This is a genomic window from Bradyrhizobium sp. 41S5 (genome assembly GCF_011516665.3).
In the GTDB taxonomy this organism is placed as follows: domain Bacteria; phylum Pseudomonadota; class Alphaproteobacteria; order Rhizobiales; family Xanthobacteraceae; genus Bradyrhizobium; species Bradyrhizobium quebecense.
Genome location: NZ_CP083721.1, coordinates 187,764 through 210,971, shown reverse-complemented (window position 1 = coordinate 210,971; position 23,208 = coordinate 187,764). Strand labels below are relative to the sequence as shown.

Annotated in this window: 23 protein-coding genes; 7 read left to right on the top strand and 16 right to left on the bottom strand. The window is 65.1% G+C overall.

Going from position 1 to position 23,208, the window contains the following annotated elements:
* Positions 1-108: 108 nt before the first annotated feature.
* The 6 genes from HAP47_RS01075 to nth form a co-directional block, all read right to left on the bottom strand.
* Positions 109-1,677: a DHA2 family efflux MFS transporter permease subunit gene (locus HAP47_RS01075; protein ID WP_210285282.1), complete on the bottom strand. Its 1,569-nt coding sequence runs from the start codon at positions 1,675-1,677 to the stop codon at positions 109-111.
* Entirely contained in the window at positions 1,674-2,186 is a 513-nt protein-coding gene (locus tag HAP47_RS01070) for an isoprenylcysteine carboxyl methyltransferase family protein (protein ID WP_173639808.1), read from the bottom strand. The genes HAP47_RS01075 and HAP47_RS01070 overlap by 4 nt, the downstream gene beginning before the upstream one ends.
* Complete coding sequence (locus HAP47_RS01065) at positions 2,183-3,235, bottom strand: type III polyketide synthase (RefSeq protein WP_173640720.1); 1,053 nt, start codon at positions 3,233-3,235, stop codon at positions 2,183-2,185. Before HAP47_RS01065 ends, HAP47_RS01070 begins: the two co-directional genes overlap by 4 nt.
* 155 nt (positions 3,236-3,390) lie before the next feature.
* Positions 3,391-5,019 carry an MFS transporter gene (locus HAP47_RS01060; RefSeq protein ID WP_173639809.1) on the bottom strand — a complete coding sequence of 543 codons (1,629 nt, stop codon included), beginning with the start codon at positions 5,017-5,019 and terminating at the stop codon, positions 3,391-3,393.
* Positions 5,006-6,157, bottom strand: a complete 1,152-nt coding sequence (locus HAP47_RS01055; protein WP_371821725.1) for an HlyD family secretion protein — start codon at positions 6,155-6,157, stop codon at positions 5,006-5,008. Before HAP47_RS01055 ends, HAP47_RS01060 begins: the two co-directional genes overlap by 14 nt.
* Positions 6,158-6,223: 66 nt before the next feature.
* Entirely contained in the window at positions 6,224-7,009 is a 786-nt protein-coding gene (gene nth / locus HAP47_RS01050) for an endonuclease III (RefSeq protein ID WP_173639810.1), read from the bottom strand.
* 22 nt (positions 7,010-7,031) lie between these two features.
* Between nth and HAP47_RS01045 the strand changes: the two genes are divergently transcribed.
* Positions 7,032-7,592 carry a DUF2244 domain-containing protein gene (locus tag HAP47_RS01045; RefSeq protein WP_231168705.1) on the top strand — a complete coding sequence of 187 codons (561 nt, stop codon included), beginning with the start codon at positions 7,032-7,034 and terminating at the stop codon, positions 7,590-7,592.
* A 112-nt stretch (positions 7,593-7,704) separates the two neighbouring features.
* The gene (locus tag HAP47_RS01040; RefSeq protein ID WP_097671370.1) at positions 7,705-8,601 is read left to right on the top strand and encodes a methylated-DNA--[protein]-cysteine S-methyltransferase; all 897 of its coding nucleotides are present in this window, start codon (positions 7,705-7,707) and stop codon (positions 8,599-8,601) included.
* A gap of 143 nt (positions 8,602-8,744) precedes the next feature.
* Here HAP47_RS01040 and HAP47_RS01035 read toward each other — a convergent pair whose 3' ends face one another.
* The 8 genes from HAP47_RS01035 to dnaK all read right to left on the bottom strand — a co-directional run bounded on the left by HAP47_RS01035 (position 8,745) and on the right by dnaK (position 16,014).
* Positions 8,745-9,368 carry a 2,3-bisphosphoglycerate-dependent phosphoglycerate mutase gene (locus tag HAP47_RS01035; RefSeq protein WP_173639811.1) on the bottom strand — a complete coding sequence of 208 codons (624 nt, stop codon included), beginning with the start codon at positions 9,366-9,368 and terminating at the stop codon, positions 8,745-8,747.
* 47 nt (positions 9,369-9,415) lie between these two features.
* Positions 9,416-10,228: a 4-hydroxy-tetrahydrodipicolinate reductase gene (dapB, locus tag HAP47_RS01030; protein ID WP_173639812.1), complete on the bottom strand. Its 813-nt coding sequence runs from the start codon at positions 10,226-10,228 to the stop codon at positions 9,416-9,418.
* 127 nt (positions 10,229-10,355) lie between these two features.
* Positions 10,356-10,658 (bottom strand): DUF1330 domain-containing protein, encoded by a 303-nt coding sequence (locus HAP47_RS01025; RefSeq protein WP_173639813.1) that lies wholly within the window; start codon positions 10,656-10,658, stop codon positions 10,356-10,358.
* A gap of 23 nt (positions 10,659-10,681) precedes the next feature.
* On the bottom strand, positions 10,682-11,392 hold the full coding sequence (gene pyrF, locus HAP47_RS01020; RefSeq protein WP_173639814.1) for an orotidine-5'-phosphate decarboxylase: 711 nt from the start codon (positions 11,390-11,392) through the stop codon (positions 10,682-10,684).
* A 6-nt stretch (positions 11,393-11,398) separates the two neighbouring features.
* Positions 11,399-11,977, bottom strand: coding sequence for an NADPH-dependent FMN reductase (locus HAP47_RS01015; protein WP_173639815.1), 579 nt, complete (start codon positions 11,975-11,977; stop codon positions 11,399-11,401).
* A 131-nt stretch (positions 11,978-12,108) separates the two neighbouring features.
* Positions 12,109-12,711 carry a class I SAM-dependent methyltransferase gene (locus HAP47_RS01010; RefSeq protein WP_173639816.1) on the bottom strand — a complete coding sequence of 201 codons (603 nt, stop codon included), beginning with the start codon at positions 12,709-12,711 and terminating at the stop codon, positions 12,109-12,111.
* A 100-nt stretch (positions 12,712-12,811) separates the two neighbouring features.
* Positions 12,812-13,942: a molecular chaperone DnaJ gene (gene dnaJ, locus HAP47_RS01005; protein ID WP_173639817.1), complete on the bottom strand. Its 1,131-nt coding sequence runs from the start codon at positions 13,940-13,942 to the stop codon at positions 12,812-12,814.
* Positions 13,943-14,112: 170 nt separating this feature from the next.
* Positions 14,113-16,014, bottom strand: coding sequence for a molecular chaperone DnaK (dnaK, locus tag HAP47_RS01000; protein ID WP_173639818.1), 1,902 nt, complete (start codon positions 16,012-16,014; stop codon positions 14,113-14,115).
* A gap of 574 nt (positions 16,015-16,588) precedes the next feature.
* Between dnaK and HAP47_RS00995 the strand changes: the two genes are divergently transcribed.
* Both HAP47_RS00995 and pncA read left to right on the top strand, forming a co-directional pair.
* Positions 16,589-17,524, top strand: a complete 936-nt coding sequence (locus HAP47_RS00995; RefSeq protein WP_173639819.1) for a hypothetical protein — start codon at positions 16,589-16,591, stop codon at positions 17,522-17,524.
* 96 nt (positions 17,525-17,620) lie between these two features.
* On the top strand, positions 17,621-18,331 hold the full coding sequence (gene pncA / locus HAP47_RS00990) for a bifunctional nicotinamidase/pyrazinamidase (protein WP_173639820.1): 711 nt from the start codon (positions 17,621-17,623) through the stop codon (positions 18,329-18,331).
* Positions 18,332-18,585: 254 nt separating this feature from the next.
* Here the strand turns inward: pncA and grpE are convergent, their stop codons facing one another.
* Together grpE and hrcA are read right to left on the bottom strand one after the other, a co-directional pair.
* Entirely contained in the window at positions 18,586-19,191 is a 606-nt protein-coding gene (gene grpE, locus HAP47_RS00985) for a nucleotide exchange factor GrpE (RefSeq protein WP_176396244.1), read from the bottom strand.
* Between the two features lie 164 nt (positions 19,192-19,355).
* Positions 19,356-20,444 carry a heat-inducible transcriptional repressor HrcA gene (hrcA, locus tag HAP47_RS00980; protein ID WP_173639821.1) on the bottom strand — a complete coding sequence of 363 codons (1,089 nt, stop codon included), beginning with the start codon at positions 20,442-20,444 and terminating at the stop codon, positions 19,356-19,358.
* A gap of 173 nt (positions 20,445-20,617) precedes the next feature.
* On the opposite strand from hrcA, the gene rph reads away from it, so the two are divergent.
* From rph to hemW, 3 genes are read left to right on the top strand one after another with little or no spacing between them, the layout of a single operon-like run.
* A complete protein-coding gene (gene rph, locus HAP47_RS00975; protein ID WP_173639822.1) occupies positions 20,618-21,331 on the top strand; it encodes a ribonuclease PH in 714 nt (237 codons plus the stop codon).
* Between the two features lie 11 nt (positions 21,332-21,342).
* Positions 21,343-21,978, top strand: coding sequence for an RdgB/HAM1 family non-canonical purine NTP pyrophosphatase (rdgB, locus tag HAP47_RS00970; RefSeq protein WP_173639823.1), 636 nt, complete (start codon positions 21,343-21,345; stop codon positions 21,976-21,978).
* Positions 21,965-23,122 carry a radical SAM family heme chaperone HemW gene (gene hemW / locus HAP47_RS00965; RefSeq protein ID WP_173639824.1) on the top strand — a complete coding sequence of 386 codons (1,158 nt, stop codon included), beginning with the start codon at positions 21,965-21,967 and terminating at the stop codon, positions 23,120-23,122. Before rdgB ends, hemW begins: the two co-directional genes overlap by 14 nt.
* The last annotated feature ends 86 nt before the right edge of the window (positions 23,123-23,208 follow it).

The window sequence follows — 23,208 nt, the reverse complement described above, 5'->3', positions numbered from 1 at the left end:
GTCAAGCTCTCCGAGGCGGCGGGAGGGGGGGGCTGTTCGGAGGGAAGCGGGTGGCGATTTCGGCCATCGCCTCCGATGAGAAAAGCGCGTCAAGCAGCACGGCCGCAGCTAGACCGGCTCTGAAGGCACCGACGGTGGAGAGGGCATCCGATCGCGCGCGAATAACACCAGCAGAAGCCCGACGATCGCCACGCAGGCGAGCATCGCCCATGCCTCGTTGACGGTAAGCGCCAGCGATGCCCGCTCGACCAGCGGCCGGATAAACGCCACCGTCGCTTCGTCCGGCGGACCCGGCGGACGGTCGATCAGCAGCTTCGGATCGAGCCCGATCGCCTGTGCAGCGGTGATATCTCCTGCGAGCAGGCGCGCACGAAACGCCTCGCCATGGATCGGGCTCCGCCCATAGAGGATGGTATCGATCAAGGCGATCCCGATCGCGCCTCCCAGATTGCGCATCAGGTTGAACAATCCGCTGGCGTCGGCAACCTCCGCCTCGGGCAGGGTGCCCAGCGCAATGCGTGTCGGCGGCAGCAGGCAGAACATGATCGCGACGCCGCGCACGATCTGCGGCCAGAACATCTCGCCGAAATCCGCGGTGCGCGGCTGAAAAGCGCTCAAGCCGAGACCGAGCGCGAACAAGGCGAAGCCTGTAGCAGTCAACAAAAGCGCGCCGACGCGGCTTTCGAGGATTGCCGCCAGCGGCGCGGCGATCAGCTGCGCAACCCCCGTAACCAGCATGATGGTGCCGATCTCGAAGGCATCATGGCGGCGGACGAAGCCGAGGAATACCGGCATCAGATAGGTCGATCCATAGAGTCCGATGCCGAGGCAGAAGCTCAGGGCGCAACCGATCGCGAACGAACGCCGCCTGAACAGGGTCAATCGCGCGATCGGATACGCCGCCCGGAGCGTGCGCCGGATCAGCAGCGTGATCCCGGCTATGCTTCCGATCAGCAGGCTCAGGCAAGGCATCGAGACCCAGCCGCGCTGCGGCGCTTCCTTCAAACCAATCATCAAGCTTGCGAGCGCCGCCGCGAGCAGGACCAGCGACCATGCGTCCAATCTCGCGAACGCGCGGAGGTTCACGCCCTCCTTCGGAAGCAGCAACGGCGTGACCGTCGCCGCGATCGCTCCCGGAACCAGGTTGATCAGGAACAACCACGGCCACGACCAGGTCTGCGTGATCCAGCCTCCGACGACAGGTCCAACCGTCGGTGCGAGCACCGCGACGACGCCGCCGATCGTGGTCGCCACGGGATGGAGTCGCGCGGGAAACAACATGAACACGGCGGAGAACACCGCAGGGATCAGGACACCGCCGGAAAATCCCTGTAGCACGCGAAAGACCAGCAGCACGGCAAAGCCGCCACTGAAGGCGCAGCCGACCGAGGCGATGGTGAACAGGCTCACGGCGATCGCGAACAGCCATCGGAGCGACAGCGCATGGGTGAACAATCCGGTCAGCGGGATCGCGATCACCTCGGCGACCAGATAGGCGGTCTGGATCCAGCTCATCGCGGAAGGCGAGATCGCAAGCGCGCGCTGGATCGTCGGCAATGACGTCGCGACGACCTGGATGTCGAGGATCGCCATGAACATGCCGAAGCACATCAGGAGGAAGCCTGCCCAGGTCGCAGCCGATGGGCTATCGGTGCGATGCTCCGCCCGGTCCCTCATGGCGTGCTGACGCGCGGCCAGTCCGCAACCGAGAGAGCACGGCTCTCGGCGCGAATTCGGATCGCGAGCACCGCGATATTGAGCAAGGTGAAAATCAGCGCCAGCACCGGCAGATGCAGCGCGAGCGGAAGCAGCGCGATCTCACCGACGACGACGGCATAGTTTGGATGTGGAAAATATCGGTACGGCCCGGATGCGACCAGTGGCGCGCCCGGCAAGACGATGATCCGCGTGGTCCATCGCGGTCCGAGCGCAGCGAGGATCCATAGCCGCAAGCCTTGCAGCAGCAGAATGGCCGCGAGCGCGACCCGGTTGACATCCTGGTTGCGGCCCCAGATCCACAGCGCGGTGAGCCAGCCGGCGTGAACCAGCACAATGAGCGGGTAATGCCCGGCGCCGACTTCGATCGCGCCGCGCGCCAGCAGCCGCTCCGTGTTGCGCCGCGCCAGCACGAGCTCGCCGAGACGCTGCAATGTGACCAGTGCAACGATGACCGAAGCGAAGCTCATGCCGCGTGCCTGAGCGCTACGCAGCTGAGCGTGAAGCCGGGCCCGAGCGCCGTGAGCAGCGAACGCGGCGGCAAGCCCTTGGCGCGGGCGCGTTCGAGGACGAAGAGAACCGTCGGGGCCGACATGTTGCCGCAAGCCGCGATGACGTCGCGTTCGTGATCGAGCGTGCCCTGATCGAGCGCGAGCGCCCGCTCCAGCGCGGCGATGACCTTGGAGCCGCCGGGGTGGCAGAGGAAGCGATCGATGTCATCGGCCGTCAGCTCCATCCGAGCCAGGATCTCGGCAGCGGCCGGTCCGACATGGTCGCGGACGAAATCCGGAATGGTGCGCTGGAAGACGACGCCGAATCCTTCCGGATCGACCGTCCATCCCATGATGCCGAGCGTATCCGGCCACAACTTTTCGCCGGCCGCCTCGATCCGCGTCGCACCGCCGTCGCCGGCGCGCAGCACGATCGCTGCGGCGCCATCGCCGAACAGGCTGGCCGCGACGATATTCGCCTTGGTGAGCTCATCGTGGCGGACCGCGAGCGTGCAGAGCTCGAGCGCAACCAGCAGCACATTCGCGCCTGGCTGCGCCTGCGCCAGCCGCGACGCGATCGACAGGCCCGACACGCCGCCCGCGCACCCGAGGCCGAACACCGGCACGCGCGACACATCGGTCCGCAGGCCGAGCTTGCCGGCGACGCGCGCCTCCAACGTCGGCGTGGCGATGCCCGTCGAGCACACCGTGACCACGATATCGATCTCGCTCCCGGTCAGGTCGGCACGGGTCAACGCCTTGCGGGCGACATCGACGAACAGCACCTCCGCGCCTTCCAGGAACGCCTGCGTCCGCTCCGGCCAGCCGCGCCGTTCCAGATACCATTCGATCGGCTTCACGCCGTAGCGATGCTGGATGCCGGTGTTAGCGAACAGACTGGAGAGCGTCTCGAACTCCGGATAGCGGTCGGCGAGAAGGTCGCGCGCGGCCTGCAGGACTTGTCCCTGATGGAATAGATGCGGTGGAACCGCCGTCGCCATGGAAACAAGCGCGGCCGTCTGATTGATCTCGATCATCGTGGCTCCAGTTCCCCCGCATGTGGAACCACGCGACGTGCAAAATATTTCAGACGCCTACGAGATAGCTGGGGCGCCGCATTCACTATAAATTGACCCCGGCAACGGCAAGCCGCCGGCGATATCCGCGCCGCGCCGTTCGCAAATCAGGACGCGGCGGTGTCTGGCTTGCGCAGCACGTTCTTCACGAAGCCAAGCGGCACCGGCGACAGCGGACCCTGCGGCGCACGCGTGATCAGCGCGACCAGGAACAGCGCCAGGATCGCGATCCAGAAGCACAGCCAGAAGCCGTCAATGTAGGCGAGCGTGTTGGCCTCGCGCTGCACCAGCGCCGCGAGCGTGCCGATGGCACGTCCCGTGGCCGCCCCGATGCCGTAGCCGGAGAATTCACCGGCCAACCGCTTCAGCAGGTTCACGACGTCGACGTCGCCGCTCTGGACGTGCTGGCCGAGATAATTCGAATGGATCTGCTCGCGGACGCGCAGCCAGGTCCCCATCAGGGCGATGCCGATCTCGGCGCCGCCGAGCCGCATGATCTGGATATAGGCCGCGAACGCGGTCGCCCGCGACGGATCGGAATTGGACAGCGCCATGATGATGATCGGCAGCAGCGTGAACGCCTGCCCGACCGACGTGAGCAGGACGATGCCGACGAAGTCCTCGCGTGCCCAGACATGGCTCAGCTGCGTGCCCCAGAGATTGGCCGCCGCGAATGCCGAGAACCCGAGCACCACGACGATGCGCGGATCGAGATGACGCAACAGGACAATCGAGATCGGCACCAGCACGAACATCGGCAGCGCGCCGTAGGTGAACAGCAGCACGCCCGACTGCTCCGGCCGCAGCGCGCCGACGGTGCCGAGGAAATTCGGCACCAGCGACGAATTCGACAGGCTGGTCAGCGTGTACAGCAGGATGACGATCAGCGAGAGCCCGATATTGCGCGAGAACAGCACGTTGAAATGCGCCCAGGGCCGGCGCGCGACCGTCTCGTTGATCATGAAGGCGATGACCAGGAGCCCGCCCCCGATCAGGAGCGCCATCACGGTGCCCGAGGACAGCCAGTCCAGCCGGTTGCCCTGATCGAGCCCGGCATAGACCATCCCCAGGCCGGCGCCGAGCAGCAGCATGCCGCCCCAATCGGCATGATGCAGCAGGTCGCGATTGACCGGCTCGTTCGGGGTGCCGAGATACACCATCAGCCCCATCAGCGGCGCGATCACCACGCCCTGCCAATACAGCCACTGCCAGCCGAGGTGCTCGACATAGAATCCGACCAGCGAACTCGACGAATCCAGCGCGAAGCCGACGCGGATTGAGTACATCGCGATCGCCGGCACCCACCAGCGGATCGGCAGGTTGCGCAGGATGATCATCAGCGTCGCCGGCACGAAGGTGCCGAGCAGCATGCCGTGGGCGATGCTGAGCGCGATCAGCGTCGTGTAGTCGTGCACGAACGGGATGGTCAGCGAGACCAGGGCATAGACCAGGCTCGGAATGCCGAGCACGCGCCGCAGGCCGAACGCGGTGGCGAGCCAGGCCACCGCGGGCGCGATGAAGATCTGCGAACCGATCGCAGCGGTCGAGAGCCAGGCGCCCTCATCGAAGGTGAGCGAGAACGCGCCGCGCAGGTCGGGCAGGCCGACCGAGGTCAGGCGGCTGTCGAAATTCGCCAGGAACGCGCCGAGCAGCACGGCGACGACGGCAAACAGCGGATAGCGCGCGACGTCGCCGCGCGAGACTGGGCCGCGCTCGCGCTCGTCACTTTCCGCCATTGGCGACCGCCTCGCCGGTGTTGATCCGCGTGACGACCGACATGCCCGGCAGCAGGCGCTCGAGCAACGGCTGGCCCTTGCCGAACTGGATACGCACCGGGATGCGCTGCACCACCTTGGTGAAATTGCCGGTGGCGTTGTCGGGCGGCAGCAGCGCGAATTGCGAGCCGCTCGCCGGCGCGATGCGCTCCACGACGCCGCGCAGCGTCTGGCCGGGGAATGTATCGACGGTGACCTCGACCGGCTGACCTGGCTTGACGTTGGTCAGCTGGGTTTCCTTGTAGTTGGCGATCACATAGACGTTCGGCAGCGGCACGACATTGATCAGATTGGCGCCGATATTGACGTAGTCGCCCGGCTGCACCTGACGCTCGCCGGTGACGCCGTCGAACGGCGCGGCGATCCTGGTGTATCCAAGCTTGAGCTTGGCCGATGCCAGCAGCGCCTTGGCGGCGTCGAGGTCGGCGGCACGCTGCTTCTTGGTACCTTGCAGGACCTCGAGCTGATGGCGTTGCGCGGCGATCACCGCGCGGCTGGCGCGCACATCGGCTTCCGCCTTGGCACTGGCCGCGGTGGCCTGCTCGAGCCGCTGCCGCGTGCCGGCGTCGGTTTGCGACAGCGACTGCTGACGCTCTTCCTCCTGGCGCGCCAGGGTCTGCTGCGCCTCCGCTGATAGCCGCGAGGCCTCGGCCTGCGCGATGGTCGCATATTGCAGCTCGACCTGGTTGTTGAGGTTATCGAGCGCGGCCTGCGCACCGACCACACCCGCCTCGGCCTGCGCGACCTGCGCCTGGTAATCGGCAGGATCGATCTGCACCAGGAGATCGCCGGCCTTGACGCGCTGGAAATCGGAGACGGCGACCGTCAGCACTTCGCCAGACACGCGGCTGCTGAGCTGGGTCAACTCGGCGCGCACATAGGCATCATTGGTGGTCTGGATCGTGGCACTACCGACCCAGGCGTCCCAATGCGTGGTCGCCACCGCGACGAACACAAGCGCAGCCAGCACCGCAAACAGCGGGATGGCGAAACGGCTTCCGAAGCCGTTCCCCGCAGGCTGCGGCTTGGCTGGTGTTGCCACTGGTGCGGGCGCGGTCGGGCCGACTTGTGACGGACCGTCTTGAACCTGCTCTGCCACACCACACTCCCCTCAATCACACGTGCCGAACGCCGGGCGCGTCACTTAGCACATGACGATCATGGCTCAGACGGTCTTCTCCGGCCAACGGCAAAGATCATTGATCAGACATACGCCGCAACGCGGACCGCGCGCGAGGCAGGTATAGCGGCCATGCAGGATCAGCCAGTGATGGGCGTGCAGCATGAACTCCGCCGGGATCACCTTTTCCAATCCCAGCTCGACCTCGAGCGGCGTCTTGCCGGGCGCGAGACCGCTGCGGTTGCCGACCCGAAACACATGGGTGTCGACCGCCATGGTGTGTTCGCCGAACGCCATGTTGAGCACGACATTCGCGGTCTTGCGGCCGGCGCCGGGCAATGATTCGATTTCGGCGCGGGTGCGCGGTACTTCGCCGCCGAATTCGGCGATCAGCTTCTCGGAGAGCGCGACGACGTTCCTGGCCTTGTTGCGATAGAGCCCGATGGTCTTGATGTAGTCGCGCACTTTTTCTTCGCCGAGCTCGAGCATCTTCTCCGGCGTGTCGGCGACCGCAAACAGCGCCCGCGTCGCCTTGTTGACGCCGGCATCGGTTGCCTGTGCCGACAACACCACCGCAACCAGCAGCGTGTAGGGGTTGAGATGCTCGAGCTCGCCCTTCGGCTCGGGATTGGCTTTGCGGAACCGGTCGAAGGCCTCGTAGACCTCCGCCGCCGTCCATGGTTTTGGCTTTGCAACCTTCTTGACGGCCTTGGTCGCCGGCTTCTTTGCCGCGCCTTTGGGCAGCGGCTTTGCCGCTTTCGCGGCTTTCTTCTTCGGCGCGGACCGAACGCTTGAGGTGCCGGCGCGTTGAGAGCGGATGATTTTGGCCATGAACGGGATATACTGACACGTTATGACCGCAGGCAACGACTTTGATCCGGGCGAAGACCCCAGGGCCGATGACCTCGACGCCGATGCGCCCGAGGCGGAGCCAAAACTGTTCTCGGCGCTGCTGACGCCGCACCGCTCGCTGAACCGCACCGGCTTCATCGTGCTGATGTCGTTCGTCACCGTGGTCAGCTTCATCGCCGGCGCAGTGTTCTGGTGGCTCGGCGCCTGGCCGATCTTCGGCTTCTTCGGCCTCGACGTGCTAGTGATCTACTGGGCGTTCAAGGTCAATTTCCGCACCGCCAAGGCGAGCGAAGAGATCACCGTCACGCCGTCGGAACTGCGGGTGCGCCGGATCAGTCACCGCGGCCATGTGGCGGAATGGGTGCTCAACCCGCTCTGGGTGCGGTTCGAGCAGATCTCGCATGAGGAATTCGGCATCGAGCGGCTTTATCTCGTGTCGCGCGGCCGCCGGGTCAGCGTCGGCAGCTTCTTGAGTCCGGACGAAAAGGCAAGTTTTTCCAAGGCCTTGACTGCGGCCCTGAACACCGCGAAACGCGGCCCGACTTACAATCCCATCGCTTGATCGAGTTTGTTTTTGAGCATGATCTTGTCGGAAAACCGGTCCCCACTTTTCCGCATCAAGCTTGTCGGAAATCGGGTGGTTTGGACGCGCCATGGCTCCTAAATCAGACACCATGATGACACTCGCCATACACGACCAGCGCCTAGCCAAGCCGGGCCTTCAGAGCGCCGCCCTGCGCGACTACGACTCGGTACGGCGCGCCATCGCGTTCATCTCGGAGCACTGGAGGACGCAGCCGACCATCGAAGCGATGGCCGATGCCGCCGCCGTCACGCCGGATGAACTGCACCATCTGTTCCGCCGCTGGGCCGGGTTGACGCCGAAGGCCTTCATGCAGGCGTTGACCCTGGACCACGCCAAGAACCTGCTGCGCGATTCCGCCAGCGTGCTCGACGCCGCACTCGACTCAGGTCTCTCGGGACCGGGACGGCTGCACGATCTGTTCGTCACGCATGAGGCGATGTCGCCTGGCGAATGGAAGACCGGCGGCGGCGGCATGACGCTGCGCTTCGGCTTCCACCCCTCGCCGTTCGGCACTGCGATCGTGATCGCAACGGACCGCGGGCTCGCGGGGCTTGCCTTCGCCGACCCCGGCGACGAGCAGACCGCGTTCGCCGACATGAAGCGGCGCTGGCCGAACGCGACCTTTGTCGAAGACACCGACGGCACCACCGCACTCGCCCAGCGCGTGTTCGATACACGGTTGTGGCGAGCGGACCAGCCGCTGCGCGTCGTCTTGATCGGCACCGACTTCGAGGTGCGGGTGTGGGAAACCCTGCTCAAGGTCCCGATGGGCCGCGCGGTGAGCTATTCCGACATCGCCAGCAAGATCAACAGCCCGAAGGCCTCGCGCGCCGTTGGCGCCGCGGTCGGCCGCAATCCGGTGTCGTTCGTGGTGCCCTGCCATCGCGCACTCGGCAAGAGCGGCGCGCTGACCGGCTATCACTGGGGCATCACCCGCAAGCAGGCGATGCTGGGCTGGGAAGCCGGCCAGGTGGGATTGCACTAAGGCGAACGCGCCGCTGCACCGTCACCCTGAGGTGCTCGCGCAAGCGAGCCTCGAAGGGTCGACGGCCACAGCGGGGCCGTGCATCCTTCGAGACGCGCTACGCGCTCCTCAGGATGACGGGTCGAACAGGCCGATCGCCTCGCCTACCCCGCGAGATCGACCTTGGAGGCAACGGTGGAGTCGGCGTTGAGCCGATAGACTACCGGCGCACCGGTCGCGAGTTCGCGCTTGAGGATCTGTTCCGGCGAAAGCTTCTCCAGCACCATGATCAGCGCGCGCAGCGAATTGCCGTGGGCGGCGACCAGCGTGCGCTGACCGCGCAGTACGCCGGGCAGAATCTCCTGCACGTAATAGGGCAGCGTGCGCGCCAGCGTATCCTTCAGGCTTTCGCCGCCGGGCGGCGGCACGTCGTAGGAGCGGCGCCAGACCAGGACCTGGTCCTCGCCCCACTTCTTGCGGGCATCGTCCTTGTTGAGGCCCGAGAGATCGCCGTAGTCGCGCTCATTGAGCGCCAGATTCTTCGTGGTCGGCAATCCGGTCTGGCCGATCTCGGCCAGCATCAGCTTCAGCGTGTGCTGCGCTCGCGTCAGATCGGACGTGAAGGCGACGTCGAACGACAGGCCCTGCGCCTTCAGCTTGCGGCCGGCGTCCTTGGCTTCGGCGATGCCCTGCTCGGTGAGATCGGGGTCCTTCCACCCGGTGAACAGGTTCTTCAGATTCCATTCGCTCTGACCATGACGAACGAGCACAAGAAGACGATCACTCATTTCAGATTCCGTTTTCGCTTGGCTGGATTTGATTTCGTCGCCCGAGCTCAGTCGTTCAACCCGAGAACGTCGGTCATCGAATACATGCCGGGCTTCTTGCCGTGTGCCCACAGCGCCGCCTTCAACGCACCCTGCGCGAACAGCGCGCGGTCCTCGGCATGATGCGAAAGCGTGATGCGCTCCGAGGGGCCGGCAAAGATCACGCTGTGATCGCCGGCCGCGGTGCCGCCGCGCAGCGAGGCAAAGCCGATATCGCCGGCGCGCCGTGCGCCGGTCAGGCCGTCGCGGCCGCGCGCCGAATGCTGCTCCAGCGCGATCTTGCGTCCCGCAGCAGCGGCTTCGCCGAGCATCAAGGCGGTGCCCGACGGCGCATCGATCTTGGACTTGTGGTGCATCTCGAGAATTTCGATATCGAAGCTCTCGTCGAGTGATTGCGCGACGCGCTTGACCAGCGCGGCGAGCAGATTGACGCCGAGGCTCATATTGCCCGACTTCACTACGATGGCGCGATTGGTGACGCTGCGGATCACCGCATCGTCGGATTGCGACAGGCCGGTGGTGCCGATGACGTGAACAAGGCCGCGCTCGGCCGCGATCGCGACATTGGCGATGGTCGCGGCCGGCACCGTGAAATCCAGGATGCCGTCGGCCGCCGCCGACATCGACCACAGATCGGCCGACAGCCTGACGTCGTTGGCGGGAAGGCCGGCGAGCACGCCGGCATCCTTGCCGAGCAGTTCCGAGCCCGGCGCTTCCAGTGCGCCGACCAGCACCGCCCCCGGGGTTTCGGAAATCACCCGCGTCAGCGTGCGGCCCATCCGGCCGCCGGCTCCCGCAACAATCAGACGCATGTCAGCCATGGCTCACCTCTCACCGCCGTATAAAGCATGATCCGGCAAAGTGGAAACCGGTTTTCCGGCACCGGATCCGACCCAAGCGAGGGTGATCGCAGCATGTTACGGGCAGCTGAACCCGGCGCCAGCGCGATCAGGGCTGCGGGCCGTCATAGCCCTCGATGATGATCAGCTCGGCAATCGAATGCGGCTGCCGGACCTTGATGTTGGCTTGGTATTCCGGCGAGTTGTAGCAGGCCATCGCGGTCTCGTAGTCAGGGAATTCGATCACGACGTTGCGCGAGCGGCTCTGGCCCTCGACGCCGTTGAACTTGCCGCCGCGCACCACGTAGCGGCCGCCGAACTTCTTGAAGATCGCGAGGTTGGCAACCGCGTAGGGCTTGTAGCCGTCGTCATTGTGAACGTCGACGCGTCCGATCCAGTATCCCTTCGCCATCTCTCTTCTCCCTCGTTGTTGGCTCAGGCGAGCGCCTGGGCGATCTCGGCATGAATGGCTTCGGCCGCGGCCTTCGGATCGGCGGCTTCCATCACCGGACGTCCGACCACCAGATAGTCGGCGCCAGCGGCAATGGCGCGGGCCGGCGTCATGATGCGCTTCTGGTCGCCGGTCGCCGAACCTGCGGGGCGGATGCCCGGCGTCACCAGATTCATCCGATCGCCGACGATCTTGCGCAAGGCGGCGGCTTCCTCGGGCGAGCTGACGAGGCCGTCGACACCGAGCGCCTGCGCCTGCCTGGCGCGCGCCTCGACGAGATCGGAGACGTTGAGGCGATAGCCCGCCGCGTGCAGGTCGGCGTCATCGTAGGAGGTCAGCACCGTCACCGCGAGAATCTTCAGGCCGGATCCGGCACGCGCCTCGACCGCCGCCTTCATGGTCTGCGGGTAGGCATGCACGGTGAGAAAGGTCGCGCCGAGAGCGGCGACGCTTTCGACCCCGCGCGCCACCGTGTTGCCGATGTCGTGCAGCTTGAGATCGAGGAAGACCTTCTTGCCGCTGCCTGCAAGCTGCTTCGCCAGCTCGAGGCCGCCGGCGTAACCGAGCTGATAGCCGATCTTGTAGAAGGTGACGCTGTCGCCGAGCCTGTCGATCATCGCCTCGGCGCTGGCGACCGACGGCAAGTCGAGCGCCACAATCAACCGGTCTCTTGGAGCGATCTTGGCTGGCTGCATGTCACCTCACATCATGCGTTGGGAATGGTCGATCAGCTGCCGCACCAGCGCCCGCATCGCGTCGATGTCGGCCTGATGCTTCAGACGATCCATGTCGTCATAGGCCTGCTCGGCGAATGACAGCGCGAGCTGGTTCGGGATCACGGCGGCGTAGCACGCCGTCAGGATCAGGCGTAGCGCCGCCAGCGCACGCGTGCCGCCGAGCCGGTTGCCGGATGCCGCCGCGATCGCGAAGGCACGACCGTGGAACACTTGCCCGCGAGTCTCGTGCGGGTCCTGCACGCGGCTCACCCAGTCGATCGTGTTCTTCACCAGAGCCGGCACCGAGGAATTGTATTCCGGCGTCACGATCAGCACGCCATGATGGGCGCCGATCATCCGCTTCAGATTGACGGCGTGCTGCGGCACGCCCGATTTGGCCTGCAAATCGCCGTCATAGATCGGCAGCGGAAAATCACCGAGCGAGATACGGGTGACGTCGGCCCCTGACTGCGCGAGCTCCTGCGCCAGCACGGCGGCCAGCTTCGCGTTGAGCGAGCCTGATCGAAGCGATCCGGGGATCACGAGGATTTTCAGCGCGGACATTTCGAAATCGCAGTTAGGGCACGCGCCCGACGCGACAACGCAGGGCGACCATTTTCTCTGAAAATGCTCTTAGCCAATGTTCTGCGCGTATTCCATGCGCAAAACCGGTACCCACTTTTGCGGAATACGCGTCAGCCCTTGCGATACACCCAGACCCGCGCGGGCGGAAGGTTCATCCAGATCCGCTCGGACGCTTCTGTGGACACGCCGGGCAATGACTTTGGAATTGGAGGCGCCACCGAATAGGTGAACTGGACGAACGGCGCGCCGGGCGCGAGTGCCAGGAAGGCGTCGCGGACCAGCTTCAGGCGGGTCAGCATCGGCTTGGTGACCAGCGGCAGGCCGGAGACCACGGCCGACGCCGGAGACTTCAGGACGTCCCACAGCGTATCGCGAAGCCTGTAGGCGTCGCCCTGGACCACCTTGGCCTGCGGATAGCGTTCGCGCAGCAACGCACAGAAGCCGGGATTGTATTCAACCAGGACGAGACGCTTTTGATCGACGCCGTGCTCGATCAGCGCATTGGTGATCGCACCGGTGCCGGGTCCGAGTTCGACAACCGGTCCTTCGGCTTCGCGATCGACATATTGCGCCATGGTACGTGCGAGCAACCGCCCGGACGGCATCACCGCGCCCATATGCAGCGGCTTCTCGATCCATGAACGGAGAAAACGAACCTCGTCGTCAAGACGGAGGGGTTTCTTCGACGCACGCACGGACGATTGCAGAGGCATGTCGCTACCAGGCGGGACCGCGCACAATCGAGCGGTTGTCAGAAAACAGTCATAAACACGTATAGATCGAAGTCGTTACGGTCAAGCATAACGACTGCGGCTAGACGGAGCGGCTTCCGAAGAAGTCCTTGACCTTAGAGAAGAAACCCGCTGCCTCCGGTTGCGTTGCGCCGGACGAGAGTTTTTCGAACTCCATCAGCAATTCTTGCTGCTTCTTGGTCAAATTCTGCGGCGTTTCAACCACAACCTGGACATACATGTCGCCGGTCTGGCGCGAGCGGAGCACCGGCATACCCTTTGATGCGATGCGGAATCGGCGGCTGGACTGGGTCCCGGCCGGCACCTTCACCTTGGTCTGGCCCTTGTCGATAGTCGGCACCTCGAACTCGCCGCCGAGGGCTGCGGTCACCATCGAGATCGGCACGCGGCAGTGCAGGTCGGCGCCGTCGCGCTGGAAGAACTGGTGTGTGGTCAGCGACAGGAAGATGTAGAGGTCGCCGGGCGGCCCGCCGCGGACACCGGCCTCGCCTTCGCCGGCGAGACGAATGCGGGTACCGTCCTCGACACCCGGAGGAATGTTGACCGACAGCGTGCGCTCGCGCGTCACCCGGCCGGAGCCGGCGCAGGAGGCGCAGGCGTCCTCGATCATCTGGCCGCGACCCTGACAGCCGGGGCAGGTCCGCTCCAGCGTGAAGAAGCCCTGGGCCTGCCGGATCCGGCCGGCGCCACCACAATGCGAGCAGGTCTTCGGCTTGGTGCCGGCCTTGGCGCCGGTGCCGGAGCAGGTTTCGCAGGTCACCGAAACCGGGATCTCGATCTGCGCGGTCTTGCCCTGGAAGGCCTCCTCGAGCGTGATCTCCATGTTGTAGCGCAGGTCGGCACCGCGTTCGCGGCCGCCGCCGCCGCGGCGCTGCCCGGCCATGCCGAACAGATCCTCAAAGATGTCGGAGAAGGAGGAGGCGAAGCCGGCGCCGAAGCCGGGACCGCCGCCGCCCATGCCCTGCTCGAAGGCGGCGTGGCCGAAGCGGTCATAGGCGGCACGCTTGTCGCCGTCCTTCAGCACCTCATAGGCTTCGTTGATTTCCTTGAACCGGACCTCGCTGGTGGCGTCGCCCGGATTCTTGTCCGGATGCCACTTCATCGCGAGCTTGCGGAAAGCCGATTTCAGCTTGGTCTCGTCCGCGTTCCGCTCGACCTCGAGAGTCTCGTAATAGCAGCGCTTGGTCGACATCCTTCAATTCCGTCCGAAGTTCGTCGCGATCGCCAAGGATTGCGCAAAGGATTGCGTCAAGGATTGCGCCTGTCTGGAAGATGCAGCGATCGCCTTAAAGAAAAATGACCCCCACTCCTCCGAGACGCGTCGCGTGCTCTTTGGTGTGAGGGTCATGATCGCAAGCCCGCTTAGGCAGACTTCTTGTTGTTCTTGTCGTCGTCGACCTCGGTGAACTCCGCGTCGACAACGTCATCCTTTGCAGCGTCCTTGGCGGCATCGGCCTCGGCCTGCTGCTTGTACATGGCCTCGCCGAGCTTCATCGAAGCCTGCGCCAGCGTGTTGGTCTTGGCCTTGATCGCGTCGGCGTCGTCGCCCTTCAGCGCTTCCTTGAGGTCGCTGACGGCATCTTCGATTGCGCGACGGTCCGTCTCCGGGATCTTCGAACCGTGCTCGGCCAAAGCCTTCTCGGTCGAATGAACCAGGCCATCGGCATGGTTCTTGGCGTCGACCGCTTCGCGGCGCTTCTTGTCCTCGGTCGCATTGGCCTCGGCGTCCTTGACCATCTTGTCGATGTCGGCCTCGGACAGACCGCCGGATGCCTGGATCCGGATCTGCTGCTCCTTGCCGGTCGCCTTGTCCTTGGCCGAGACGTTGACGATGCCGTTGGCGTCGATGTCGAAGGTCACCTCGATCTGCGGCATGCCGCGCGGAGCCGGCGGAATACCCATCAGATCGAACTGGCCGAGCATCTTGTTGTCGGCCGCCATTTCACGCTCGCCCTGGAAGACGCGGATCGTGACCGCGCCCTGATTGTCCTCGGCCGTCGAGAACACCTGGCTCTTCTTGGTCGGGATCGTGGTGTTGCGGTCGATGATGCGGGTGAACACGCCGCCCAGCGTCTCGATGCCCAGCGACAGCGGGGTCACGTCGAGCAGCAGCACGTCCTTGACGTCGCCCTGCAGCACGCCGGCCTGGATCGCAGCGCCGATCGCGACGACCTCGTCGGGATTGACGCCCTTGTGCGGCTCCTTGCCGAAGAACTGCTTCACCACTTCCTGGATCTTCGGCATGCGGGTCATGCCGCCGACCAGCACCACTTCGCCGATCTCGCCGGCGGTCAGGCCGGCATCCTTCAGCGCCTTGCGGCAGGGCTCGATGGTCTTCTCGACGAGGTCGGCCACCAGAGCCTCGAACTTGGCGCGGGTCAGCTTCATCGTCAGATGCTTCGGACCGGTCTGGTCAGCCGTGATGAACGGCAGATTGATTTCGGTCTGCGTGGTCGACGACAGCTCGATCTTGGCCTTCTCGGCGGCTTCCTTGAGGCGCTGCAAAGCGAGCTTGTCGTTGCGCAGGTTGATGCCCTGCTCCTTCTGGAACTCGTCGGCGAGATAGCCGACCAGGCGCATGTCGAAGTCTTCACCACCGAGGAAGGTGTCGCCGTTGGTCGACTTCACCTCGAACACGCCGTCGCCGATCTCAAGGATCGAGACGTCGAAGGTGCCGCCGCCGAGGTCGTACACGGCGATCGTGCCGGCCTTCGTCTTGTCGAGACCGTAGGCGAGCGCGGCAGCCGTCGGCTCGTTGATGATGCGCAGCACTTCGAGGCCGGCGATCTTGCCGGCATCCTTGGTGGCCTGACGCTGCGCGTCGTTGAAATAGGCAGGAACCGTGATGACGGCCTGATCGACCTTCTGGCCGAGATGCGCCTCAGCGGTCTCCTTCATCTTCTGCAGGATGAAGGCCGAGACCTGCGAGGGCGAATAGGTCTTGCCGTCGGCTTCGACCCAGGCATCGCCGTTCGATGCTTTGACGATCTTGTAGGGAACGAGCTTCTTGTCCTTCTCGACCATCGGGTCGTCATAGCGGCGGCCAATGAGGCGCTTCACCGCAAAGAACGTACGCTCGGGATTGGTCACCGCCTGGCGCTTCGCCGGCTGTCCGACAAGGCGCTCGCCATCGTCGGTGAAAGCAACGATCGACGGCGTCGTTCGCATGCCCTCGGCATTCTCGATCACCTTGGCGTTCTTGCCATCCATCACGGCGACGCACGAATTCGTGGTGCCGAGGTCGATCCCAATGACCTTACCCATGGTTTTCATATCCTCTTTGCTACGGCAGGTTGGTTGGGCCCTGACGGCGCTCCGTACCGAACCCCCAGACGTTCACATACTCGCGATATTGCGACGGTGAGCCTGATATAGGAGAGAGGGTTCTGCCCGCAAGGACTGGACGCAACGTTGAGGCCTGAAAAGACTGACGTTTGAAAGAATGTGTCAGCCCGGCCGCGGCACCGGTTCAAGCCCAGGCCAAGTTAACAAATCGGCAATAATGCCGCCCGCTGTCGACCGCGACATTCGCGGCGCGACGTCAGCGCTGTTGAGTGAACGCTCACAAACGTCGTATGCGAGAGCGGCGCACGGGTCGAGGGCGCGCTGTTTGGCCGCTGGCGGCCGCAGGTGGTCGTTCCTGGAAACCTCGGAAAACTGGAAAGTGCCGCCAATCAAGGCGAAAAGCCCATGGAATCGAACCGGCCGGCCTGGAGCGGAGATTTGGCGGCCTGTTGCAGGGCCATCAAAACCGCTAAAAGCGGTCCGACTGAAGAGGCCATCCAGCCCTGCACCGGCCCCCGTTGCGCGGGCACCAAGCAAAACCGGTAGATCCCCCATGACGCCTTTTCGAGTTCTCGTTGCGGTTGCCTTGCTGATTGCTGCCACCTGTCGTGGCTTTGCCGCCGACGTGGTGTTTCCGCCGGGCGCGCATGTCGGGATGAAACCGCTGGTGGGCCTCGTCCGCGCCAAATCCTTCATCGGCTTCGAGACCGAGGACCAGGGCGTCAAGGTCCTGATCGCCGACCTGCCCGCAGACGCCTACAACGAGGTCGTGACTGCCTTCAAGGCCAACCCGGCCGGTACCGGAAACATCAAGCCCGAGAGCCTCGAGACGCCGGCCGGCCTCGCCTACTACACCGTGGAGAGCGCCCGCGACGGCGCCAGCAATGTGCGGCGCTATTCCATGATCCTGCCGGGGCCGACCTTCTCCGGCTATGTCGCGGTGCAGGTGCCGGAGAACGCGAGCAAGATCTACACCGACGACGCCGTCCGGCAGATGTTCGCCTCCGCCGAAATCCGCAAGGAGGTGCCGGTCGACGAGCAGCTCGCCATGATGCCGTTCAAGGTTACCGAGCTCAGCGGTTTCAAGAATATCCGCATGCTCGCGCCGGGTGCGGCGCTGCTGATGGCCGACGGCGACGACAAGGGCCTTGAGACCAAGCCTTTCATGCTGCTCGGCGTCATCGCTTCGGCGCCGGCCACGCCCGATGATCGCGGCCGCTTTGCCCAGCAGATCGCCACCACGATCCCCGGCGTGCGCGACGGGCGGATCACCATGTCCGAACCAATCCGGATCGACGGCCAGCCCGGCTTCGAGACACGGATCGACGCCGTCAGCGGTAAGGACAGCACCCCGGTGACCATCGTGCAGTGGCTGCGGTTCGGCGCGCAGACATCGCTGCGGGTCATCGGCAGCTCGCCGCGCACCTATTGGGAGACCGCCTTCCCACGCTTTCGCGCGGTCCGCGACGGCATCCAGCCGCGCGGCTGATCGGCCCTTCGTAGGGCCGGTTGGAAAAATCCCACTTTCGCCGTTCGCCGAACGGAACTAGCCTCCTCGCGCGGTATCAAAGCGAGGAGGGGCGCGATGTTGGATCGACGACAGATAGTTGCAGGCCTCGGCACGTTGGCGCTTGCGGCCCTGGTTCCCAGGAGCCTCTGGGCGGCTGCGATCAGGCCCGACGATGGCTCCGCGCTACTCGTGATCGACGTCCAGAACTGCTTCCTGCCCGGCGGCAGCCTCGCGGTGAAGGACGGCGAGCAGGTGGTGCCGGTGATCAACAAGATCGCCAAGAGCTTTGCCAATGTGGTGATGACGCAGGACTGGCACACGCCCGGACACATCTCCTTTGCCTCGGTCCATGTCGGCAAGAAGCCGTTCGAGACCATCGACCTCGCCTACGGCAAGCAGGTGCTGTGGCCCGACCACTGCGTGCAGGGCACCGACGGCGCCTCGTTGTCGAAGGATATCGCGATCCCGCAGGCCGAGCTGATCATCCGCAAGGGTTTTCACAAGGACGTCGACAGCTACTCCGCCTTCACCGAAGCCGACGGCAAGACCACCACCGGGCTTGCCGCCTATCTGAAGGCGCGCAATGTCGAGCGGGTTTTCGTGGCCGGGCTAGCCACCGATTTCTGCGTGGCATGGACCGCGCTCGATGCGCGCAAGGCCGGCTTCGAGACCTATGTCGTGGAGGACGCCTGCCGCGGCATCGACACCCAGGGATCGCTGGCCAAGGCCTGGACCGACATGGACAAGGCCGGCGTCAAGCGCATCCAGTCGTCGGATATCGGATAGGCCGCTCGCCTCGCGCGAGATCCGCACGGCCGAGTTGCGCGGCCCGTCGCGTTTGAATTCGTCCAGCGCGCACCGTCGCTGCGCACGGCGGGGCTGATTGCTGCGATGACCGGCCATCGCAAGACCACGGCCGGCCGGCCGGTTCGCGCAGCAGACTCTGGAGCTTCGGCACCTATTGGCCGAAGGCTCATGAGAAGCCGCTGCCGTGACACGACAGCAGCAAGCTCACGGCTTCAGAGCCGGCGTCGGACCGATCAGACCGTGATGTCGGCGCTCGGGGCCGCCTTGGCGCCGCCCTTGGAGACGCCGACCAGCGCCGGACGCAGGATGCGGTCGCCGATCATGTAGCCGGCCTGCACGACCTGCACCACCGTGCCCGACGGCACCGAGGTGTCCGGCACCTCGAACATCGCCTGCTGGAAGTTCGGATCGAACTTCTCGCCGATCGGATCGAACTTCTTGACGCCGTTCTTCTCCAGCGCGCTGAGCAGCGAACGCTCGGTCAGCTCGACGCCTTCGATCAGCGCTTTCAGGCCGGGATCGGCGGATTCCTTGGTTTCGGCCGGCACGGCATCGATCGCGCGCTGCAGATTGTCGGCGATATCGAGCACGTCGCGGGCGAAGCCGGTGATGCCATAAGTCTTGGCGTCGGCAACCTCGCGGCGGGTGCGCTGACGGAGGTTCTCCATCTCGGCCAGCGTGCGCAGCGTGCGGTCCTTCGCCTCGGCGAGTTCCTTGGCCAGCGCCTCGACCGATCCCACCTCGGGATCGTCAGGCATGATGTAGGGCTTCGAGACCACGGGCTCACCCGTCGGCGCCGAATTCTCGGTGTTGTCATTGGCCCGGTTCGGATCGGTCATGGCTTGCCTTCTCGAAAACTCGCGTCGGTTCAAATCTTGGGGATTGCTGCCGGGGATATCGTGCTTTGAGCGGCGAAAATCAAGCGCAACATGCCGGTCTCGGTCACAGGGATCTCCAGTTCGGATGAAGAAAACCCGTCAAATGAAGGCGCAATCCAGTCCGCTCAGCCACCCAGCATCTTGCTGACGATCCGCGCGGCATAATCGACGGTCGGGATCACCCGCGCATAGTTCAGCCGCGTCGGTCCGATCACGCCGAGGACGCCAACGATCCGGCCCTGGGCGTCACCGTAGGGCGCGATGATGGTGGAGGAACCCGACAACGAGAACAGCTTGTTCTCCGAGCCGATGAAGATCCGTACCCCCTCGCCGCGTTCGGCGCGGCCGAGCAGATCGATCACGCCGCGCTTAGTCTCGAGATCGTCGAACAGCGACTTGATCCGCTCGAGATCGTCCAGCGCATGCAGATCCTCGAGCAGATTGGCGTGACCGCGCACGATCAGTTGGCGGTCCTCGCTCTCGCCGCCGGACCAGCTTGCGATGCCGGCCGCAACGACCTTTTGCGTGAGCTGATCGAGTTCGGCGCGGTTTTGTGTCAACGCCGTCTCGAGTTCGAGCCGCGCTTCGGCCAGCGTCCGGCCACGAATCCGCGCATTGAGGAAATTGGTCGCTTCGATCAGGGCCGAGGAGGGAACGCCCGGCGGCAACGCCAGCACCCGGTTTTCGACCTGGCCGTCCTCGCCGACCAGCACGACCAGCGCCTTCTCCGGCTCCAGCCGCACGAATTCGATGTGCTTCAGCCGTGCGTTCGACTTCTGTGTCAGCACCACCGCCGCCGCGCGGGTCAGTCCCGACAGCCGCGTCAGCGCTTCGCCAAGCGCCGCCTCGACCGATTGCGCACGGCCGACCGCGGCGAGCTGGGTCTGGATCGATTGCCGCTCAGCCTCAGTCAGGTCGCCGACCTGCATCAGGGCGTCGACGAAGAAACGCAGCCCGAGTTCGGTCGGCAGCCGGCCCGCCGAGGTGTGCGGCGCATAGATCAGGCCGAGCTGCTCGAGATCCGACATCACGTTGCGGACCGAGGCCGGCGACAGCGGTAATGCGATCAGGCGCGAGATATTGCGCGAACCGACCGGCTCGCCGGTCGCGAGATAGCTTTCGACGATTTGACGAAAAATGTCGCGCGAACGCTCGTTGAGCTGGGCAAGCCCGGCATGCGGCGCGATCAGGCCTATCGGATCGTGGTGAGTCACACTCCAGTCCCTCATAATTGCTGCCTAATTTGTCGATCCGGGAGGCCGGTGACAAGCATGCATTCACCCCCTTGATACCGGGACGTTACCGGGGCTGAAAACCCTTGCCGCTGCCCCTTCCCCCTCCTACAAGCACGCCCAACCCAATTTCTCGGAATTCTGGAGGATTTCCAATGCGGCCAAGCCGCCGTGCGCCCGATGAACTGCGTCCCGTGTCGCTGGAACGCGGCGTCGTCAAATATGCCGAGGGTTCCTGCATGGTGAGGTTCGGCGACACCCATGTGCTGGTGACCGCCACGCTGGAAGAGCGGTTGCCGCCGTGGCTGAAGGGCCAGGGCCGTGGCTGGGTCACCGCCGAATACGGCATGCTGCCGCGCGCTACCCTGGAACGCACCCGCCGCGAGGCCTCCGCCGGCAAGCAAGGCGGCCGGACGGTCGAGATCCAGCGCCTGATCGGCCGCTCGCTGCGCGCGGCCGTCGATCTGGAGGCGCTCGGCGAGCGCCAGATCACTGTCGATTGCGACGTCATCCAGGCCGATGGCGGCACCCGCACCGCCTCGATCACCGGTGCCTGGGTGGCGCTGGCCGACTGCATCAATTGGATGAAGACCCGCAACATGCTGAAGACCAACGTGTTGCGCGACAGCGTGGCGGCTATCTCCTGCGGCATCTACCAGGGCACGCCGGTGCTCGATCTCGACTATGCCGAGGACTCCGAGGCCGACACCGACGCCAATTTCGTCATGACCGGCGACGGCCGCATCATCGAGGTGCAGGGCACCGCCGAGAAGACACCGTTCTCGGAAGGTGAATTCCTGGCGCTGATGGCACTGGCGCGCAAAGGTGTCGCGCGTCTGGTCGACTTGCAAAAGATCGCGGTGGCGTAGTCAGATTGGCCATGCATCGCCGAATCAGCGGAAGGCTCGTCATCGCCACCCATAATCCCGGCAAGCTTGCCGAGATGCGGGAACTGCTGGCGCCTCACGGTGTGGAGGCGGTGTCGGCCGGCGAGCTCGGGCTCGCCGAGCCGGAGGAGACCGGCGACAGCTTTCGCGCCAATGCGGCGATCAAGGCCGTCGCCGCGGCGAAGGCGACGGGATTGCCGGCTTTCGCCGACGATTCCGGCCTCGTGGTCGACGCGCTCGACGGCGCACCCGGGATCTACTCGGCGCGCTGGGCCGGCGAGGGCAAGGACTTCATGGCGGCGATGACGCGGATCGAGCGCCTGCTGCAGGAGCGCGGCGCCATCGCGCCGGACCGCCGAAGTGCGCACTTCGTCTCCGCGCTGTGCGTGGCCTGGCCCGACGATCACCTCGAAGAGGTCGAGGCCCGCGCCGATGGAACCCTGGTCTGGCCGCCGCGCGGCACCGCCGGATTCGGCTATGATCCGGCTTTCCTGCCCGACGGTTATACGCGGACCTTTGGCGAGATGAGCAGCATCGAGAAGCACGGCCTGCCGCCGCTCGGACTCGGCCTGTCGCATCGCGCCCGCGCGTTCGTGAAGCTCGCGGAGATCTGCCTTGAGCCACGCTGAACGAGAAGCTTTCGGCGTCTACGTGCACTGGCCGTTCTGCCTGTCGAAATGCCCGTATTGCGATTTCAACAGCCACGTCCGGCACGCGCCGGTCGACGAGGCGCGCTTCGTGCGCGCGTTCGCCCGCGAGATCGAGACCACCGCCGCGCGGGTGCCGGGCCGCGAAGTGTCGTCGATCTTCCTCGGCGGCGGCACGCCCTCGCTGATGCAGCCGCAAACCGTCGGCGCCGTGCTCGATGCGATCGGCAAGCACTGGTCGGTGGCGCGCGACGTCGAGGTGACGCTCGAGGCCAATCCGACCAGCGTCGAGGCTACGCGCTTTCGCGGCTATCGCGCGGCCGGCGTCAATCGTGTCTCGCTCGGCGTACAGGCACTGGACGATGCTTCGCTGAAGGCATTGGGCCGCCTGCATACCGCGCGCGAAGCGCTCGACGCGGTCGCGATCGCGCGCTCCGCGTTCGACCGTTACTCGTTCGATCTGATCTATGCGCGGCCCGACCAGACGCCGCAGATGTGGGCCGATGAATTGAAGCAGGCGATCTCGGAAGCGGCCGAGCATCTGTCGCTCTATCAGCTCACGATCGAGGAAGGCACGCCGTTCTTCGGGCTGCACGCCGCCGGCAAGTTGCAGACCCCGGATGAAGCGACCGCGCGCGCGCTCTACGACGTGACGCAGGAGGTCTGCGCCCGCGAGGGACTGCCGGCCTACGAGATTTCCAACCACGCCCGCGCCGGCGCCGAGTGCAAGCACAACCTCGTCTACTGGCGCGGCGAGCAATATGCCGGCATCGGCCCCGGCGCGCATGGAAGGCTCGACATCGACGGCGTCAGGCACGCGACCGCGACCGAGCGGCGCCCCGAGGCCTGGCTGTTGAACGTCGAGGAGCGCGGTCATGGCGTCGTCACCGACGACAGTCTCAACAGCGAAGAACGAGCCGACGAATTCCTCTTGATGGGGCTGCGGCTCGCCGAGGGCATCGATCCCAAGCGCTATGCGAAGCTCTCCGGCCGAAAGCTCGATCCGCACCGGATCGCGATGCTGCGCGAGGAAGGCGCGATCGCCGTCGATGCCGACGGACGGCTGCGCGTGACGAAGTCGGGATTTCCGGTGCTAGACGCTGTCGTCGCGGATCTCGCGGCCTAGAGCATTTCATTGCTTAACTGAATCGGAGGGGATTCCGGTTTTTGGCGGTTTGTGATTCAAGATGCTGACTGGATTGGAGGCCAGCA